Source organism: Acetobacter sacchari, assembly GCF_017377715.1.
Classification (GTDB): domain Bacteria; phylum Pseudomonadota; class Alphaproteobacteria; order Acetobacterales; family Acetobacteraceae; genus Acetobacter; species Acetobacter sacchari.
Genome location: NZ_JAFVMF010000001.1, coordinates 1 through 16,893, shown reverse-complemented (window position 1 = coordinate 16,893; position 16,893 = coordinate 1). Strand labels below are relative to the sequence as shown.

At 59.2% G+C, this 16,893-nt stretch carries 17 protein-coding genes, 1 tRNA gene and 1 pseudogene; 11 read left to right on the top strand and 8 right to left on the bottom strand.

Annotated elements, in window-relative coordinates; genetic code table 11:
- Positions 1-128: 128 nt before the first annotated feature.
- The gene (locus J2D73_RS00095) at positions 129-2,996 is read right to left on the bottom strand and encodes a 2-oxoglutarate dehydrogenase E1 component (protein WP_207878256.1); all 2,868 of its coding nucleotides are present in this window, start codon (positions 2,994-2,996) and stop codon (positions 129-131) included.
- Positions 2,997-3,318: 322 nt separating this feature from the next.
- A complete protein-coding gene (gene zapE / locus J2D73_RS00090) occupies positions 3,319-4,551 on the bottom strand; it encodes a cell division protein ZapE (RefSeq protein ID WP_207878254.1) in 1,233 nt (410 codons plus the stop codon).
- A 183-nt stretch (positions 4,552-4,734) separates the two neighbouring features.
- Between zapE and J2D73_RS00085 the strand changes: the two genes are divergently transcribed.
- From J2D73_RS00085 to J2D73_RS00045, 9 genes are all read left to right on the top strand, one after another.
- Positions 4,735-5,088, top strand: coding sequence for a carboxymuconolactone decarboxylase family protein (locus J2D73_RS00085; RefSeq protein ID WP_026397008.1), 354 nt, complete (start codon positions 4,735-4,737; stop codon positions 5,086-5,088).
- Positions 5,089-5,300: 212 nt separating this feature from the next.
- Entirely contained in the window at positions 5,301-6,197 is an 897-nt protein-coding gene (locus J2D73_RS00080) for a DUF4123 domain-containing protein (protein ID WP_207878252.1), read from the top strand.
- A 46-nt stretch (positions 6,198-6,243) separates the two neighbouring features.
- Entirely contained in the window at positions 6,244-7,302 is a 1,059-nt protein-coding gene (locus J2D73_RS00075; protein WP_207878250.1) for a hypothetical protein, read from the top strand.
- 62 nt (positions 7,303-7,364) lie between these two features.
- On the top strand, positions 7,365-7,691 hold the full coding sequence (locus J2D73_RS00070) for a hypothetical protein (RefSeq protein ID WP_207878248.1): 327 nt from the start codon (positions 7,365-7,367) through the stop codon (positions 7,689-7,691).
- 78 nt (positions 7,692-7,769) lie between these two features.
- Positions 7,770-8,405, top strand: a complete 636-nt coding sequence (queE, locus tag J2D73_RS00065; protein ID WP_207878246.1) for a 7-carboxy-7-deazaguanine synthase — start codon at positions 7,770-7,772, stop codon at positions 8,403-8,405.
- Positions 8,406-8,456: 51 nt separating this feature from the next.
- Positions 8,457-9,212, top strand: a complete 756-nt coding sequence (gene queC / locus J2D73_RS00060; protein ID WP_207878745.1) for a 7-cyano-7-deazaguanine synthase QueC — start codon at positions 8,457-8,459, stop codon at positions 9,210-9,212.
- Positions 9,205-9,744, top strand: coding sequence for a 6-pyruvoyl trahydropterin synthase family protein (locus J2D73_RS00055; RefSeq protein ID WP_207878244.1), 540 nt, complete (start codon positions 9,205-9,207; stop codon positions 9,742-9,744). The genes queC and J2D73_RS00055 overlap by 8 nt, the downstream gene beginning before the upstream one ends.
- A gap of 270 nt (positions 9,745-10,014) precedes the next feature.
- Positions 10,015-11,757 carry a D-lactate dehydrogenase gene (dld, locus tag J2D73_RS00050; RefSeq protein ID WP_408736809.1) on the top strand — a complete coding sequence of 581 codons (1,743 nt, stop codon included), beginning with the start codon at positions 10,015-10,017 and terminating at the stop codon, positions 11,755-11,757.
- Positions 11,758-11,953: 196 nt separating this feature from the next.
- Entirely contained in the window at positions 11,954-12,757 is an 804-nt protein-coding gene (locus J2D73_RS00045; protein ID WP_207878242.1) for a sulfotransferase family 2 domain-containing protein, read from the top strand.
- Between the two features lie 202 nt (positions 12,758-12,959).
- Here J2D73_RS00045 and J2D73_RS00040 read toward each other — a convergent pair whose 3' ends face one another.
- Together J2D73_RS00040 and J2D73_RS00035 are read right to left on the bottom strand one after the other, a co-directional pair.
- Positions 12,960-13,919, bottom strand: a complete 960-nt coding sequence (locus tag J2D73_RS00040; protein WP_207878240.1) for a glycosyltransferase family 2 protein — start codon at positions 13,917-13,919, stop codon at positions 12,960-12,962.
- A gap of 3 nt (positions 13,920-13,922) precedes the next feature.
- Positions 13,923-14,252, bottom strand: a complete 330-nt coding sequence (locus J2D73_RS00035) for a YggT family protein (RefSeq protein ID WP_307188540.1) — start codon at positions 14,250-14,252, stop codon at positions 13,923-13,925.
- 161 nt (positions 14,253-14,413) lie between these two features.
- Between J2D73_RS00035 and J2D73_RS00030 the strand changes: the two genes are divergently transcribed.
- Positions 14,414-14,489, top strand: a tRNA-Ala gene (locus tag J2D73_RS00030).
- Between the two features lie 228 nt (positions 14,490-14,717).
- Positions 14,718-14,891 (top strand): hypothetical protein, encoded by a 174-nt coding sequence (locus tag J2D73_RS00025; protein WP_207878238.1) that lies wholly within the window; start codon positions 14,718-14,720, stop codon positions 14,889-14,891.
- Between the two features lie 2 nt (positions 14,892-14,893).
- On the opposite strand, the gene J2D73_RS00020 is transcribed toward J2D73_RS00025, so the two are convergent.
- From J2D73_RS00020 to J2D73_RS00005, 4 genes and pseudogenes are all read right to left on the bottom strand, one after another.
- Complete coding sequence (locus tag J2D73_RS00020) at positions 14,894-15,100, bottom strand: hypothetical protein (protein WP_207878236.1); 207 nt, start codon at positions 15,098-15,100, stop codon at positions 14,894-14,896.
- A gap of 181 nt (positions 15,101-15,281) precedes the next feature.
- Complete coding sequence (locus J2D73_RS00015) at positions 15,282-15,581, bottom strand: hypothetical protein (RefSeq protein ID WP_207878234.1); 300 nt, start codon at positions 15,579-15,581, stop codon at positions 15,282-15,284.
- Positions 15,582-16,214: 633 nt separating this feature from the next.
- Positions 16,215-16,706, bottom strand: a complete 492-nt coding sequence (locus tag J2D73_RS00010; protein ID WP_207878232.1) for a RuvC family protein — start codon at positions 16,704-16,706, stop codon at positions 16,215-16,217.
- Positions 16,706-16,893 (bottom strand): annotated as a pseudogene (locus J2D73_RS00005) (hypothetical protein); the annotation flags it as partial. The pseudogene J2D73_RS00005 and the gene J2D73_RS00010, both read right to left, overlap by 1 nt.

Below are 16,893 nucleotides of genomic sequence, written 5' to 3'. Positions count from 1 at the left end.
GACATACACCGCCGGAGCATCTCTCGACGCCGCCTGTCCCCCCGTTCGCAAAATTACGAAAGGGCGACCTGCAAGACGGCGCGTTGAGCGGTCACGCCACCGGGCGCGGCCGCTCCAAACCCCCGACGTCAGCCCAGACCGAGCGCCGACTTGACCAGCGCAGCCTGCTCCGCCGCGTGAATTCTGGCCAGACCTGTCGCAGGACTCGCCGCCGCCGCGCGGCCGACGTAGGCCGGACGCGTGACCTTGTGCCCGGCCACGCCAAGCGCGCCCTCGATCAGGCGATCGACAAAATGCCAACCGCCGCCATTTCGGGTTTCTTCCTGACACCACACGATATCGGTGGCGTTCGGATATTTCTTGAACTCGGCGGCCAGTTCCGCTTCCGGGAACGGGTAGATCTGCTCGAGGCGCAGGATCGCCGTGGTATCGAGCTTCTGGTCGCGCCGCTCCTGCAGCAGATCGTAATAGACCTTGCCCGAGCAGATCACGATACGCTTGACCTTGTCCGCCGCCAGATCGTCGACCTCACCAATGACCGGCTTGAACGACGTGCCCGTCTCGAACTCCGCCAGTTCCGACACCGCGAGCTTGTGACGCAACAGCGACTTCGGCTCCATCAGGATCAGCGGCTTGCGATACGGCAGTTTCAGCTGACGACGCAGTGCATGGAAGTAGTTCGCCGGCGTGGTGATGTTGCAGACGAACATGTTGTCTTCGGCGCAGAGCTGCAGATAGCGCTCAAGGCGGGCGGACGAATGCTCCGGACCCTGCCCTTCGTAACCGTGCGGCAGCAGCATCACCAGACCGGACATACGCAGCCATTTCGTCTCGCCCGAGGCGATGAACTGGTCCACGATCACCTGTGCGCCGTTGGCGAAGTCGCCGAACTGCGCCTCCCACAGCACCAGATTGTTCGGGTTGTGCATGGTATAGCCGTATTCGAAGCCGAGCACGGCGAATTCGGACAGATGCGAGTTGTAGATATCGATTTTCGCCTGCCCCTCCTCAATGTGGTTGAGGAAGGTGTAATCGCCCTGCGTCGTCTGGTCCTTAACCGTCGCATGACGCTGACTGAACGTGCCGCGCTGCACATCCTCGCCCGACAGACGAACGCGGTGCTTCTCGATCAGCAGCGAGCCAAAGCCGAGAGCCTCGCCCGTCGCCCAGTCGATGCCTTCGCCCGTCTCAATCGCCTTGGCCTTGGCCTTGAGCTGACGCGCGATCTTACCGTTCAGGTCGAAGCCTTCCGGCGCAGTGCTGATCGCCGCACCGATTTTCGCGAGCACGTCCTTTGACACGCCCGTCGCAACCGTCGGGTATTCACCCTCCTTCGGAGCCTGCAGGTCGGACCAGGCGCCTTCCAGCCAATCAGCCTTGTTCACCTTGTAGGACTGGGCTGCGGTGTATTCGGCGTCGAGGCGCGCATGGAACGCGTCCCACTGGCTCTTCGCTTCTTCCTCGGTCACGACGCCAGCTTTAATCAGATGTGCCGCGTAGAGCGTGTGCGGCGTCTCATGCGTGGCGATCGCCTTGTACATGATGGGCTGCGTGAAGGCGGGTTCATCCGTCTCGTTATGACCGTTGCGGCGATAGCAGACGATGTCGAGGATGATGTCGCTGGCGAATTTCTGACGATAATCAGCGGCCAGACGGGACGCGTAAACAACCGCTTCCGGGTTGTCGCCATTAATGTGCAGGACCGGCGCTTCGATGGCTTTGGCCATGTCCGAACCATAGACGCCGGAATGTCCGTTCACCGGGTTGGTGGTGAAACCGACCTGATTGTTGACGATGATATGCACCGAACCACCGGTGCGGTAGCCAACAAGCTGCGACATCGACAGCGTTTCATACACCACGCCCTGACCGGCGAACGCAGCGTCGCCATGAATCTGGATCGCCATGTGCGACAGGCGCGTCTCGGTGTCGCCGTCATCGTCCTGCGCCGCGCGAATCTTGCCGCAGACGACCGGATCGACAGCCTCGAGGTGCGACGGGTTGGGCTGAAGCGAAATATGCACCGAACGTCCGGCGATCTCGACGTCCGTCGACGTTCCGAGATGGTATTTCACGTCGCCCGAGCCCGCGACATTGTCGGGCTTGAAAGAACCACCGGCGAATTCGTTGAAGACCGCGACATACGGCTTGCGAACGACGTTCACGAGCGTGTTGAGGCGTCCGCGATGCGCCATGCCGATGGCCACGGACTTCACGCCCTGCTGCGCCGCCTGATCGATGATCGCATGGAGGGACGGGATCGAGACCTCGCCGCCCTCAAGACCGAAACGCTTGCCGCCGACATAACGCTTCGCGCAGAACGCCTCGTATCCTTCCGCTTCGGTCAGGTGCTTGAGGATCGCCTTCTGCTCGGTCGCCGTAACGCCAGCCTGCCAGTTGTCACCCTCGATGCGCGCGCGGAACCACTCCCGCTGCTCCTCGCTACGGGCGTAGATGTATTCGGAGCCGATCGCCCCGCAATAAACGTCGCGCAGCGCCGCCACAATTTCCTTGACCGTCGCCGTGTCGCGCCCGGGAAGCAGCGGGGACAGCAGGGAACCGACATAAACCGGACGATCCAGATCCGCCGGACCAAAGCCGTAAGTGGCTGGGTCCAGTTCGACGGCGGGCTTCGGAACCTTCAGGCCGAGCGGATCGGTCTGCGCCTCCAGATGCCCGAACTCACGGAACGCGCGCACCAGCTGCGCAGCGGCGAGGCTGTCCGAAGCGGCCAGACCGGCGGCCTTTCCAGCCGCAGGCTTCCCAGCCGGGACGGCCACAGGCTCTTCGCCCGTGATGATGGATTTGCGCGGAGCCCACGACGCGCCGGAGGCGTCCTGCAGGATCGAAGCCGCTTCGTCATCGAGAGAGCCGAAAAGGCTGGCGAAAGACGGATCGACGCTGGAGGGGTTTTCAGCCCACCGCGCGTACAGATCAGCCACGTAGGCGATGTTGCTGCCGCTTAGAGCGGCGGTAAGGAGATCGGCGCCCGCCATCTTCAGAACACTCCCATATCTAGTCGCAATCCCGCGGACTCGGGCTCATGACCGCCGTCAGACGGTCGGCTGCAACTCCGACCTCCGGCGACCATGATCCGCAATGTTGAAAAACCGATGAGTCGGAAGGAAGCGTCAGACCCGACGACGCTGCGTCCCGTTACCAAAGACCCCGATACCCAAGGCTTAGTAGAGCCTGCACCCATATCCGGCGCGCCTCCGTCCCTCATCACCCGGTCAGTGACCTGTTTGCGCCCGACAAGGCGGGCGATGCAGGAATTTTGCTAGACCGCGCAGGGAAGACCGACAAGACCGGCGTCTGTCACGCTCTAGCGAGGCGGCCATGCGCGTCGCGCGCGCGGGTGAGCCAGCTCTCGCTGCCCATTTCCATCAGACGCGACGCCGTCCGGGCGAAGGCGTCCGACCCCTCCCCCTCCGGAAACAGCGCGTCGGGCTTCTCGTCAGCAGACACGAACAGCAGATTGCCGTTGTCGTACAAGGCGTCGATGAAGGTGATGAAGCGCCGCGCGACGTTATAGTCGTCCGGTCCTAGCGACGGCATGTCCTCCACCACGACCACCGGAAACTGCTTCGCGATGGCGAGGAAATCGTTCGGTCCCAGAGGGCGTCCACACAGAGATGTGAATTCGAAACGCGCAACCGGACCCTGCGCATGATCCACCGGCAGGTCTCGCCCGTTGAAATGCAGCGTCACCTTTTCAGGGGTATGCCCCTGACCATACCGCTCGACGATCTTGTCCAGCCTGCGACGCGCGGTCTCATCCGCGGGTACGATCCACGTCGTGTCGTCCTGTTCGCGCCCGCGACGATAGTCGTTCTGCGAGTCGAGCTCCGCGGTATCCAGCTCCGAACGGATAATAGCGATGAACGGCTTGAACGCGTCCGCCCCGGGTCGATTCTGGAACAGGTCGCCCGGAACCGTATTGGACGTCGCGACAATGATGACCTTCAGCTTGAACAGCGCCTGAAACAGCCGCCCGAGCAACATTGCGTCAGCGATGTCGTTGATCTGGAATTCGTCGAAGCACAGCAGCGTCGCTTCATCCGCGATCGTCTTGGCCAAGGGTGGGATCGGGTCGGAAATGCCGGGGTTGGCCTGTTTCAGTTCTTTCAGCCTCTGGTGAACCTCACGCATGAAGCTTAGGAAGTGGATGCGCTGCTTCTTCTTCACCGGGACGCAGGAGAAGAAGAGGTCCATCAGCATCGTCTTGCCGCGCCCCACGCGGCCGACGATGTACACGCCACGCGGCGGGGCGACGTCTTCCACCTTCTGCCCAAGCGAAGGCAGGCGGCTGACGACGGCCGAGAAAAGCCCTTTCTTGCGGACAGGTTCCGGCGCAGGCGCCGGATTGTACGCCTTCAACTCGCTCCACAGGCGATCCAGACGCCGGGCTACACGCTCCTGATCCGGATCGGGCTTGAGCTGCCCTCTTGCGACACGCTCCTTATACAGAGCAAACGGTCCCGCGCCCTGCGCCGCCGGGACGGATACGGACGCACGCGTGGATGCGCGCTCGGAAGAGGTGTCGTTCATGGCGTTCATCCTTTGCCGATAGCGAGCCGCCGCCGCCTCAGCAAGAACCTGCCCCTCCCGTAACCGTGTCGTGACACGCCGCTCACGCTCTGGTGACTATAGCCCGGCGGGTTCGATACGTCCGGACGCTCGCACGGAGTCCTCCGGCCAGCCGAATCCCTCAACAGCACAGGATGACGAAGAATGAGTGACTGGGCAGACTGGGGCGCACGCCGCGAACATCTGGGCAAGGCCATCGGCGGCTACGCGCAGCTTTCCCCCGCAACGGTAGAAAGCGTGCTGGCGCTGAACGCCGCCGGAGAGAAGACCAATCACCTCGACGCCAAGACCCGCGAACTGATCGCGCTGGCTGTGGCGGCGACCACGCGTTGCGACGGCTGCATCACCATTCACGCCGCCGAAGCCGTGAAAGCGGGCGCCACACGCGACGAGATCGGGGAGGCGCTGAGCGTCGCGATCGCGCTGAACGCCGGCGCAGCGCTGGTGTATTCGACGCGCGTGCTCGACGCTTTCGACGCGGTGAAGAAGGGCGAGTAACGGTGTTTGTCCGGGGCGGCGAGAGAGCCGCTCCGGGCTAGCACAGATTTTGAGAGGAGCCCGACCCGATATTCGCGGCGCCATCGTCCAAAAAAATTGTCAAAATTCATTTAACGACACACAAGCCGCGTCTCCACGTGTAGGGTCACCAGATTGACTCGCTGGAAGCCACAGGCGCCACGCGACAGAACATATGCGTTGGTGAAGAGGCGATGAGCGACGAAACGACTCTGACCGATCTGAAAACCCGGCTTGCCGCTTGGGACGTCGAGCCGATCATGGCGACCATGGACGGCGGTTTTTTCGACGATCTGCCCGCCCTGCTGGCAAGCGCAGGCTTCCGCTTTCGATCGCTGTTCATCGAACAGACGGAGGCAGAGGCCAAACGCCACAGCCCAGTGCTTGTCCCCGTCCCTAAAACACGTGTCGACGAATTCCTTGCGTTACCGGAGGCTGCGACCGGATCCGTGTTCTGGAACGCGCCGGGTTGCGAGGAAATGGCGTTTTTCCGGCATCTGCGCAGCCTGACCATGGTCCGCATTCCGGTCGACGAGAAAATCGACGACGGTCGGACACATATGTGCGTCTTTCGGCATTTCGACCCGGCGACTGTCGCGATCACGCTGCCGGCCATGCGTGACGCCCAGCGCGCCAGAATGTTCGGACCAGCCATCTCCATTCTGGTCAATGCGCCTGAGGGTGTGCTGGAGGCGCGCAAGCGCGAGAACTGGCCGACAGAGGAGCGTGGCGTTCTGGTTTTTGAACCCAGCCAGATGGCTATGATTGCACTCGCACTCAATGACCGTTCACAAAGAAAAATTATTCAATGGTTAAGGGGAAAAGAGCCTGATCTTACATCCAAATATGATGACGTCGCCCTGCATGCACTCGTAACGGACATCGTACGCTATGCGCGATTATGGAATATTTCCAGCGAGGAAGGACTCGCATGGTTCACGTGGCTTTGGGTAACGACTGACGGCGAGGTTCATGAAGACGAGAATGTGAAAGAATTTATTTACGATTTCGGAAACGATGGTGCTGATATCCGTCTCCTTGATCTTATCGAAGAAATCAACACCCAAGACTCCCTATCAGACTTCGCTTAATACTAAAAACAACAAAAAATCTATAATTTATAAAGGGAATCACACAATGGCACGTGTTCAAAAAAAACAATCGCAAAATAACAAGGCATATAGAAATAGAAAAAAATCGAAAGCAGCTTCTTCAATCAGAGCATCGCAAAGAAAGAAAAGAAAACAGGGACAGGGACAGGGACAGGGACAGGGACAGGGACAGGGACAGGGACAGGGACATAATAACGTCAAACCTGGCAAAGCTAAAGATGTGATACCGGGATACGCCGCCGCAGAACAAAAAGCCCGACGTGATCAACAAAATAAACCCACCAAAGAATATCAAGATTTTCTTGATAAGGAAGAAAAACATAAAGCGGAAGGCAAGCCCTTCACCGACCACCCACCTCCAGCAGATATGGGGCCCGCCACATCAACACTCGCACCCCACGACGTTACTAAGCCATGCACCCATTGCGATGCCGCCGCAAGAAAAAATAAGAAAAGTCGAGAGCAAAAATACAAAGAACGAATACAGGATAGCAAGAAATCAAAAGATTCAGAAAAAAATTACTTTATGGATCACACCGAAAATCTTGGAAATGACAATAGCGTTACTTATCAAAAACTTCACCCCAATGGAGCTGCCTCTGGGACGCAAGCAACCTTGATCGGGGGACCTCAACGCCAAGGAGCGCACGCCGCCTCCCACCTCTCCCCTCCAGGAGCTTATCAAAATCTTCAAGCTCACGGCCAAGCTCGCGCCCATTCATTTGCCAACCGCTTTGGCGGAAGCGGCGACGACCCAAGAAATTTTGTTACAACATCTCAAAACCCAACAAATGTTTCTGCAAAAGGTCGGCACGACGGAATGAGCACCTACGAAATACTTCAGCAGCAACATCTCGACGCGAACGAAAATTCGGGGAAAGTATTCAAAGCCAATACCACTTTTCTTTACCCTGGCAGCGTGAAAGAAGGGACATCCGCATCTCCACCGACATCTATCCAAATGACATTTTACCAATTAAAAGATGGAAATAAAGCAAACGACGTTTATTCAAATAGAGATTATATATTCAATGTAAAACTCCACAATGTTCCCGGGTATACTCAGCACAAATCTTCAAAATAAAACCAACACATTGACTAAAATTATTCCTCAAGTTACAAATAAAAAAACACTGGAGTTGGGTGATGCATAAACTCTTTCAGAGCATTGACACAAAAGAGAAAGCTGAAGCTGCCTGTGATGACGGGAGTTTAGTCAAAACTTTGCTTTTGCCCGAAGAGTTGGGGGGGAAAGATATCCCTCCAAATGTCGTCTATATCCCTCTTTTCGCTGAGGCTCTCAAAAAACGCTCGTTAGACGCGTTAATCGCAGCCATTGAAAAAGGCATGGCTCAAGTCTCCATTATACCAGACTACAAAGACAACAGTTTCGTACCTTTCAGGATCGTTACCACCGCCTCCTACCCGGATCGATCCACCGGGGGTTATCATTACGAACTCAACATCTGGTGAACACGCAGCCTACGGCAATGGCACGTCTTTAAGTCACCCCCCTTGCCTTCCGGCCGTTCATGCCCGACATCACCGCGCATGACATACGCGGTCAAAGAACTCTTCCACACGTTGCAGGGCGAAGGCGGCCAGACGGGCCGCAGCGCCGTGTTCTGCCGTTTCGCCGGGTGCAATCTCTGGACCGGGCGGGAGGCAGACCGCGCGACCGCCGTGTGCCAGTTCTGCGACACGGATTTCATCGGCACGGACGGCGATGGCGGCGGGAAGTTCGAGAGCGCCGCGTCGCTGGCCACAGCCATCGCCGCAGCCTGGCCCGCGCCGGGGCGAGACCGCCGTTTCGTCGTATTCACCGGGGGGGAGCCCCTGCTGCAACTGGACAAGGCGCTGATCGACGCGGTCCATGCGGAGGGCTTCACCATCGCGGTAGAAAGTAACGGCACGCTCGCGGCGCCCGCCGGGATCGACTGGCTGTGCGTCAGCCCGAAAGCGGGCTCCACGATTGTGCAGAAGAGCGGGCAGGAACTGAAGCTGGTCTACCCGCAATCAGGGTTCGATCCGGCCGATTTTTTGAAGCTCGATTTCGAGCAGTTCTGGCTGCAGCCGATGGACGGCCCGCAGCAGGCCGCCAATATCGCCGCCGCGACGCGCTACTGCCTTGAGAATCCGCGGTGGCGTCTGTCCCTGCAGACCCACAAGATGATCGGAATTCCCTGAATGACGCGCGCAGCGACAACGGGCGCCACCACGAAGGGGACGACCGGAGCCATGCCCGCCCCCGCAGGCGGCGCGCACGAAGCCGCCCGCAACAAGGGTGCTCTGGTCGTGTTTTCCGGCGGGCAGGATTCGGCGACCTGCCTCGCATGGGCGCTGGGCCGGTTTGAGCGCGTGGAGACGCTCGGCTTTGACTACGGACAGCGTCACGTCGTGGAACTCGCCTGCCGCGACGCGCTGCGTGACGGCATGGGAGCGCTCGATCCCGTCTGGAAGGCGCGACTGGGCGAAGACCATACGCTCAACCTCGACGCGCTTGGGGCTGTGTCGGACACGGCGCTGACCCGCGAGACCGAGATCACGATGTCGGAAAGCGGCCTGCCAAGCACGTTCGTGCCGGGGCGAAACCTGATTTTCCTGACCTTCGCGGCCGCCCTCGCCTACCGGCGCGGCCTGCGTCACATCGTCACCGGCGTGTGCGAAACCGATTACTCCGGCTATCCCGACTGCCGCGACGACACGATCAAATCTCTTCAGGCGACGCTCAACCTCGGCATGGAGACGCGCTTCGTGCTGCACACGCCGCTGATGTGGATCGACAAGGCGCGGACCTGGGAACTGGCGCGCAGTCTGGGCGGCGACGCGCTGGTGGACCTGATCAACCGGGACAGCCACAGCTGCTATCTCGGGCAACGCGGTGAGTTGCATCCATGGGGCTATGGCTGCGGCGAATGTCCCGCCTGCAAGCTGCGCCGCGCCGGATGGGAGCAGTACCAGACCCTGCGCGCGGAGAGCGTCGGCAATGTTTGACATGCTCTTCACCCGCCGGTTCTCGATGGGGCACCGGCTGATCCACGGCGCGAGCGAAAGCTGCGCCCTGCCGCATGGCCACAATGAATTCGTCACCGTTCGTCTTCAACCGACCAGCGACGAGCCGCTGGACGGCAAGGGCAACATGCCCGTGTCGTTTCAGCGAGCGAAGGGCGCGTGGCACAAATTCATCGACGAACGGCTCGACCACGCGTTGCAACTGGCGGAGGACGACCCCCTTCTGGAGTGGTTCCGTGTCCATGAACCCGCGCGCGCGGCGCGGATCGTTGTTACGCCCGGCGACCCGACGACTGAACTTATGGCCTGCCTGATGATGGCCAAGCTCAACGCCATGCTGGCGGCGGACGGCGGCGTGCTGCGCTGCACCGCGATCACGTTGCAGGAGACGCCGACCAATACGGTGGAGTTCTCCGGCGATCCGCTCGCCATGCTGCCCGCCCCGCGACCCGCCGGGCAATGCTGGTGGCGAAGGGCCGATATGTCGATTTCGGACATCGCAACGGCCATTTGACGCACTGGCCTCAGCAATGCAGACGTCCGACCGGCTGATTTCCAGCGCGCCCGGAGCATGTCCGCTAAACGCCATCCCGACACACATATCTAAGACAACCTCGACTGAGCCTGCTCGCCCTCGCAGACGATTTCGTCTGAACGAGATACGCTCTAGGTAAAGATCGAGGTCATGACCGACGCGCAGCCGATGGCGCGCGTCGGCCCTCTGGCCGGTCGGAGCGAAAGGTTGCGCCGGGCAGCCTCGCCATAGAGAAAGACGAAATCCGCCGTGTTGAAGTCCCTGCTGAAACGCCCCCGGAAAGTTTCCAACGCCAGTCGTCCGTTCATCCAGACGCTTGAGCGGATCACCGGCGCAGAACACGTCCTGACCGATCCGGGCGCGACGGCGCAGTATCGGCGCGGGTACCGTTTTGGCGACGGCAAGGCGCTTGCGGTCGTGCGGCCCGGTTCCCTGCTGGAGCAATGGCGCGTGTTGCAGGCCTGCGTGGCCGCCGACAAGATCGTGTTGATGCAGGCGGCCAATACGGGGCTGACTGGCGGCTCTACTCCCGACGGCGACGGCTATGACCGGGACATTGTCATCATCAGCGGCATGCGCATGAAGACGATCTCCGTGATCGGCGACGGCAGGCAGGTCGTGTGCCTGCCCGGCGCCACACTGGACCAGCTGGAGCGCACTTTGGCGCCGCTGGGGCGCGAGCCGCATTCCGTCATCGGCTCTTCCTGCCTGGGCGCTGGCGTGTTCGGCGGCGTCAGCAACAACTCCGGCGGATCGCTTGTCCAACGCGGCCCGGTCTTCACCGAGATGTCGCTGTTCGCGCAGGTTGGAGAAGACGGGGCGCTGCGTCTGGTCAATCATCTGGGCGTGGACCTTGGTTCCACGCCCGAGGAAATTCTGACCAATGCGGATCAGGGGCGCTTCCCCCCTGACGCCATCCGCTGGGATGCGGGCAAGGGGCATGACGACACCTACCGGGACCATGTACGCGACGTGGACGCCGACACGCCCGCGCGCTTCAACGCCGATCCGCGCCATCTTTTCGAGGGCGCTGGATGCGCCGGACGCGTCGCGCTTTTTGCTGTCCGGCTCGATACTTTTCCGGCCGACCGTAATCCCGCAGTGTTTTACATCGGCACGAACAGCGCGAGAGAACTGGAAGACATTCGACGCCACATACTGACGTCGTTCACGAAACTGCCAATCGCGGGCGAATATATGCACCGCGACGCCTTCAACATCGCCGAAACCTATGGAAAGGACACGTTCCTTATCATCCGCGCGATCGGCACGCGTCGCCTGCCCGCCATGTTCGCGTTGAAAAATCGCTTTGACAGGCTGGCTGAAAAACTCCCCTTCCTGCCTGCGCATTCAAGCGACAGACTTTTACAATGGGGAAGCTCCCTGTTTCCGCAGCACCTGCCACAACGCATGCTGGAATACCGGGACAGGTTCGAACATCATCTGATGCTGAAGGTCGAAGCCGGCCTCGTCGGCGAGACGGCGGCGTTTCTGCAAACATTCAAGACGACGCACGGCACGGATTACTTCCAGTGCACGCCGGATGAGGGGTCGAAGGCGTTTCTGCACAGATTCGCCGCCGCCGGGGCCGCCATCCGCTATCGCAGCGTACACACCAGGACGGTCGAGGACATCGTGGCGCTGGACATAGCGTTGCGGCGCAACGATCAGGATTGGTTCGAGACGTTACCCGAAGAAATAGACAGGTTTTTTATTTCCAAGCTCTATTACGGTCATTTTCTATGTCACGTCATGCATCAGGACTACATCGTCCGAAAAGGCAACGATTGCGTCGAGATTGAACATCGGATGCTGCCGCTGTACGACGCCCGAGGAGCCCGATATCCGGCCGAACACAATTACGGCCATCTGTATGAAGCTCCGCCAGAACTCGCCTCGCATTACCGAACGCTCGATCCATGCAACTGCTTCAATCCCGGCCTTGGTAAGACCACCAAGGCCCGAAACTGGAAAGCCGAAAGCGCAGGCTAACCACCTGATTAGAGCATGAGCGGCGCGCTAGTCGAGACATACTTCGTCATCAAAGGGACGCGAAGAATTACGCTACGGACGCTTTGCCGAGAGAACGGATGTTTAGAGTGCCTCGCAGTTAGCCACCCTTGTGGCGACCAGGCGCGCATCATCCTTGCGTGCCGCCGAAGAGGAGTCACGCGGCGTGCAACAGCGGATGCGGCTGAAACAAACGCTCTCCAGCGCAGGCAAGATCGCGCTGGCGAAGTCGTTCAACGTCAGGCTTTTTTCTGACATCCACGAGCGTGGAGCGGAGTTCGGAGCACCTCTGCCGGACGGTCGCAAGCGTCGCGCCCGCCATGCCCTCATCGCGAACACTGGCGTTCTCTTTATCCATGTCCCGAAGAACGCCGGCACCTCCATCTGCCGTTCACTTTACGGGCAGGAAATGGAGCATCGCAGCATCCGCTATTTCGCCGCCCGGCAGCCTGAACTCACAAAGCTTCCCAGCGTCGCCGTGGTGCGCAATCCCGTCGACCGTTTTATCTCAGCTTTCCGGCACGCGCGCAGCGGCGGCGGACACGACCGCGCCTTGGCGGACACGTTTACCGCGGAATATGCGGCGTTCCGATCTCTCGACGACGCACTGGACCATGTCGAAGCGGCCAGGAACTGGTATCAGGTCGACCATATCTTCCGTCCGCAAAGCTGGTACGTCTGTAACGCCGATGGGCGCATCGCCGTGCAGCGCCTGTTCGATATGAGCAATATGGACGCGTTACGCTCTTTCCTGTTCCCCAATCGGCAAGAAGACATTCCTCGCGTGAACGCTTCGATCTCGCCTACAGTAACCGCGTCCCCTGCACAGATTGAGCGCATTCGCGGCATTTACTCTCAAGATTACGAGCTTCTGCGCAGCCCGGCTTATCGCCCCGCCCCAACCGCCTCGGCAAAGCAGATGCGCGGTCGTGGCCACACATCGCCTGCGTGGCCCGGGGACTTGTCGCCCGCCGCCACCTGACGACTTTGCACATGACACCGTGGCAGACGTAATTTTACGCAAGACTCACCGTCTCGCCAGATAGGTGGGGCACGCACCTCGCTCGGACGCTCACCCGATGAGGAACTCATGCCGCTCACGATTGTCGACGCGTCTGCACTTCACACCCGGGCGAACCGCCCGTGTATTCCGAGCGCTCGCGCATCGTCATCTTGACCCGCAGTTACGCTGCAGGCTCGTCAGATGCGATCGGTCCTCTTTGTGCAAGATAGGAGAGGCGCTTCAGTTCCAGACGTCCGAGCGTGACGCTGTCGAGGATCAGGCCGCAGACCAGTGACAAAGCCGCGAGAATCATGAAGCCGGTCGCGAGGACCGCCGTCGGCAGCCGGGCCACCATCGCCGTCTCCATGAACTCCACGACGACAGGAATGCCCAGAGCCAGTCCGCACAGACACGCCAGCGCCGCCAGAACAGAAAAGAACATCAACGGCTTTTCCTGCTTCACCAACACGACGATGGTCCACAAGATGCGGAAACCGTCATGGTATGTGCGCAGTTTCGACACGGATCCTTCAGGACGCTCGATATATTTGGTCTGCAATTCGGAGATCGGCATCGCCAGCTCAAGCGCGTGCACGGTGAGTTCAGTCTCGATCTCGAATCCACCCGAGAGCGCGGGGAAAGACTTCACGAAGCGTCTGGAGAACACACGATAGCCGGAAAGCATGTCCGACAGTCGTTTGCCGAAAATCGCGTTGACCAACCCGGTCAGAACCCGGTTACCCAACTGATGGCCGGGTCGGTATGCCGCGACACGATCCGTTACGCGGGCGCCATTCACCATGTCGAGTTGCTCTCGCCGGGCGAGCTCGATCAGAGCGGAAGCGGCTGCGGCCTCGTACGTAGCGTCGCCATCGACCAGCACATAGAAATCGGCTTCGATATCGGCGAACATGCGCCGCACCACGTTGCCTTTGCCCTGCAGCGGCTCGCTCCGCACAAGCGCTCCCGCCGTCCGGGCGACTTCCACGGTCCTGTCTGACGAGTTGTTGTCGTAGACATAGATCGCCGCGTCGGGCAGCGCCGCACGAAAATCTCTCACGACCAGACTGATCGCTGCCTCTTCGTTATGGCAAGGAATCAGGACGGCGATCCGCGGAGCGGCTTCTATATTCGAAGGCATACTTCAGTAGAGTCCAGAAGATAGGGAACCGGTCACCAGCATTCGATATATGGCGACTACGGCGGGTCTGGCCAGATATTGCAGGCCGAGCAGCAACGCCAACGGCGCCAGATCCACGTTGCCAAAAGTCGGCAGCACCCGGCGGATGGGGTTGAGGGCAGGTTCGGTAAGGCGAGAAAGTATATTGCCTATCTGCCAGACGGCACGATTGCGACCATCCAGAACGCCGAACGCGTAGAGCATGCTGAAAACGCAGTAAGCAATAACGACCCACTGATACAGCTGGATAATCGTAAGAAGCAGCTCGAACACGCCGGTAAGCAAATTGGTCAACCCTTAGCCATTAAGCAGTCACGCCGCCTCAACGGGGGCGGCGTGACGACGGGCAACCCTATCGTCCCCACGTTCGCCAGACAATACGCGCTGCGCGACGAAGGATGACAATACGACTTGACACCCCTCGCCCAAACGCTATGTATCGCCGCACACAAGGCGGGGCTGTAGCTCAGTTGGGAGAGCGCCTCGTTCGCAATGAGGAGGTCAGGGGTTCGATTCCCCTCAGCTCCACCAGCCGCCTTGGAATTTCCAAGTAAAATCAAACACTTAACGAACATACGTGAATGCGTCACCACCATGTTGTCCATCTTAAAGATTGACATCGTGGGACGCAAAGAGACGCACTGAGATACGATTCTCGATCGTCGGTGAGCGTGTTAAAATCCGAAAATCATGTATCTCGGCCCCCGCCGCTTCAGCCTTAAACGCCGCATCTCGGCCCGCACGTCGTGGAAACGCTACGTGCGGCATAGCCTCGGCGTGAGGGCCCCACGGGGATATGGTTGGCCGACCAATCCGAAGCGTGCGGCCTATAACCAGGTCTACTATCGGAAGAACAAGGCGTGGGGAAAAGCCGGTCCATACGTGGCGGGCGGCTTTGCTCTGTTCGTACTGTTCTCGCTGCTTGCCGGATAGCCTCAGTTCTGGAACGCCAGCCCCGGCATGCGCGATGGTCCGAGATCCGGATATGCGCCGCCCGATCGCAACTCCTGCATCGCGTTCGAGTAGTCGATCTTCTGTAGGTGCTCATGGATCTTCTTTCCGTCGAGATGCAGGGACACATGGATCGTCTGTGTCCCCTGCCCCTGCCTGCTGACTTGCGCAGGTGCCCCGGTCGTAGGCACTGCGGAAGGCGGCGCAGCCTGCTGATGCGCCGTGATCCTACAACTCTCTGAGCCCTATCAGCGTCGAGCCTGTGACGGCCTCAGCCGCCGTTCCAGCGTTGGGAACGACTGCCCCCCTCGGAGTGACAGCGGAAGGCGTTGTTTATAGAGATAAAAATCATTATCAATAGTTTAAGTAAATTTAGTCTATTTCCAGTGAATTATATTTATTAATTTTGTCTAATATTTTTTTATTTTCGCGATACTTTTCTTTCAATTTATCTTTGTTATCTTTAACATAGTGACAATATTTTTCGACATCTTTCTGCATTTTCTGTTTGTCGTCTGCAGCCAGCGAATCATCGTATTCACCACTGAGAAATTGGCAGGTGTATGCGGCGTTGAGAAATTTCTTAACATCCGCAGGCGGAGCGGCAACGGCTGTCGGCGCGCAGGCGAGAACCGATAAGCACAGCATACCTGCGTAGAGATAATTTTTCATATTTCACCAGCCATCGATTGACCAATGTGGTCTATCTTTATCACCGCCATGGAATTTGATGACTCCATATGAACGGCCTACGGCCTGCAAGTCCTTATTCATCCCGGTTCGAGGCGCAGAAGAGATTGTGACCTCCTGACCCGCTTGACTCCTTATGGTCAAATTGCCTGCCCATGAAATATTCATGTCGATGGCGCTCTTGGTCAGGTGCCTACTTGTGGCGTTCAGAGCGGGAGCAACGGCCAAACTGGCTATACCGAACGCGACCGCCATTTGCGTAGCTGCCGCTATATCTGCGCCAACGTTCCCGCTGTTCCAAGTGATATCGACGCCCGTCATTGGCGGGACATCGGCTGGTTGGCACTTTCTCTTAAAGATCATCCACGACCAATGCATTAAATAGATGCGTTCTGGTGGTCGGTATGTGTTGGCGATTGTAACTGTCGCACCGGCGTTAGTTAGAGCGTCAATAAATCGTTTTGCGTTTTCACGAAACGGCGAAGATAGATCCGACAAGGACTTGCTAGCTGGAAATCTCGTTATCCATATTGCTCCACTCTGTTGCGCCATTATCTCTATCCATACCTTCGTTCTCTTGGTTTCCCTTCATCCTTTCGCCCGTTCGCTTGAGAGTCAATTATTTGTCGACGGAGTTTTTCCAAGAGCGAATCGCCCCAGCATCGCCGCCTCGGCCCGACCGTCATCCTTCTTCCGCTTGAACAGGTCGGCGCACGTCGGGAAAAGCTGCATGGCCCGCGTCCGCGCCCCGTCCTTGTCGGCAGGGCAGTGCATGGCCTTCTTCCAAACTGCCGGGATCACGGTAGTAAGAGGCAGGCCCAGCGTGGCGACGACGCCCTCGATCACGCCGACGCCGCGCCCGAACGTGAATGCGCCAGCCGGTCCTTCGCCCGGTCTCGCGTTCACCTTCTCAAGCCACACCTCGGACGGATCATTTGCGCGGATCATGGTCGCCAGAAGCGGGGCAGACACGACGTTGCGGATCTTGCCAGAGACCGTGACCGCGCTTGTCGGCATGTCGAGAATTTCGATCAGCCCGCCACGGTCATTCAGCACGGCGATGGCGCCCGTAATGCCGGGATCTATGGCGATGACTGGCCGGGTCATCAGGGGCTCCCCGTATAAGTGCTGCCGATCGGATACTTGCCGTCAGGGTCGGCGACGGCAACACTGCCAGTGGGGGGAGACCATGTGGATGTTCCGTCCCACAGGATGCGGTTCCAGACGTAGCCTGCACTTCTTGCGAATGTCTCGGAAGATCCATTCGACTCAGTCATCGTCTCGTTCGCCGCCG

Bases quoted from the DNA above. Each gene is read 5' to 3' on its own strand.
- J2D73_RS00095 (WP_207878256.1), bottom strand. From the start codon at position 2,996: ATGGCGGGCGCCGATCTCCTTACCGCCGCTCTAAGCGGCAGCAACATC.
- zapE (WP_207878254.1), bottom strand. From the start codon at position 4,551: ATGAACGACACCTCTTCCGAGCGCGCATCCACGCGTGCGTCCGTATCC.
- J2D73_RS00085 (WP_026397008.1), top strand. From the start codon at position 4,735: ATGAGTGACTGGGCAGACTGGGGCGCACGCCGCGAACATCTGGGCAAG.
- J2D73_RS00080 (WP_207878252.1), top strand. From the start codon at position 5,301: ATGAGCGACGAAACGACTCTGACCGATCTGAAAACCCGGCTTGCCGCT.
- J2D73_RS00075 (WP_207878250.1), top strand. From the start codon at position 6,244: ATGGCACGTGTTCAAAAAAAACAATCGCAAAATAACAAGGCATATAGA.
- J2D73_RS00070 (WP_207878248.1), top strand. From the start codon at position 7,365: ATGCATAAACTCTTTCAGAGCATTGACACAAAAGAGAAAGCTGAAGCT.
- queE (WP_207878246.1), top strand. From the start codon at position 7,770: ATGACATACGCGGTCAAAGAACTCTTCCACACGTTGCAGGGCGAAGGC.
- queC (WP_207878745.1), top strand. From the start codon at position 8,457: ATGCCCGCCCCCGCAGGCGGCGCGCACGAAGCCGCCCGCAACAAGGGT.
- J2D73_RS00055 (WP_207878244.1), top strand. From the start codon at position 9,205: ATGTTTGACATGCTCTTCACCCGCCGGTTCTCGATGGGGCACCGGCTG.
- J2D73_RS00045 (WP_207878242.1), top strand. From the start codon at position 11,954: ATGCGGCTGAAACAAACGCTCTCCAGCGCAGGCAAGATCGCGCTGGCG.
- J2D73_RS00040 (WP_207878240.1), bottom strand. From the start codon at position 13,919: ATGCCTTCGAATATAGAAGCCGCTCCGCGGATCGCCGTCCTGATTCCT.
- J2D73_RS00015 (WP_207878234.1), bottom strand. From the start codon at position 15,581: ATGAAAAATTATCTCTACGCAGGTATGCTGTGCTTATCGGTTCTCGCC.
- J2D73_RS00010 (WP_207878232.1), bottom strand. From the start codon at position 16,706: ATGACCCGGCCAGTCATCGCCATAGATCCCGGCATTACGGGCGCCATC.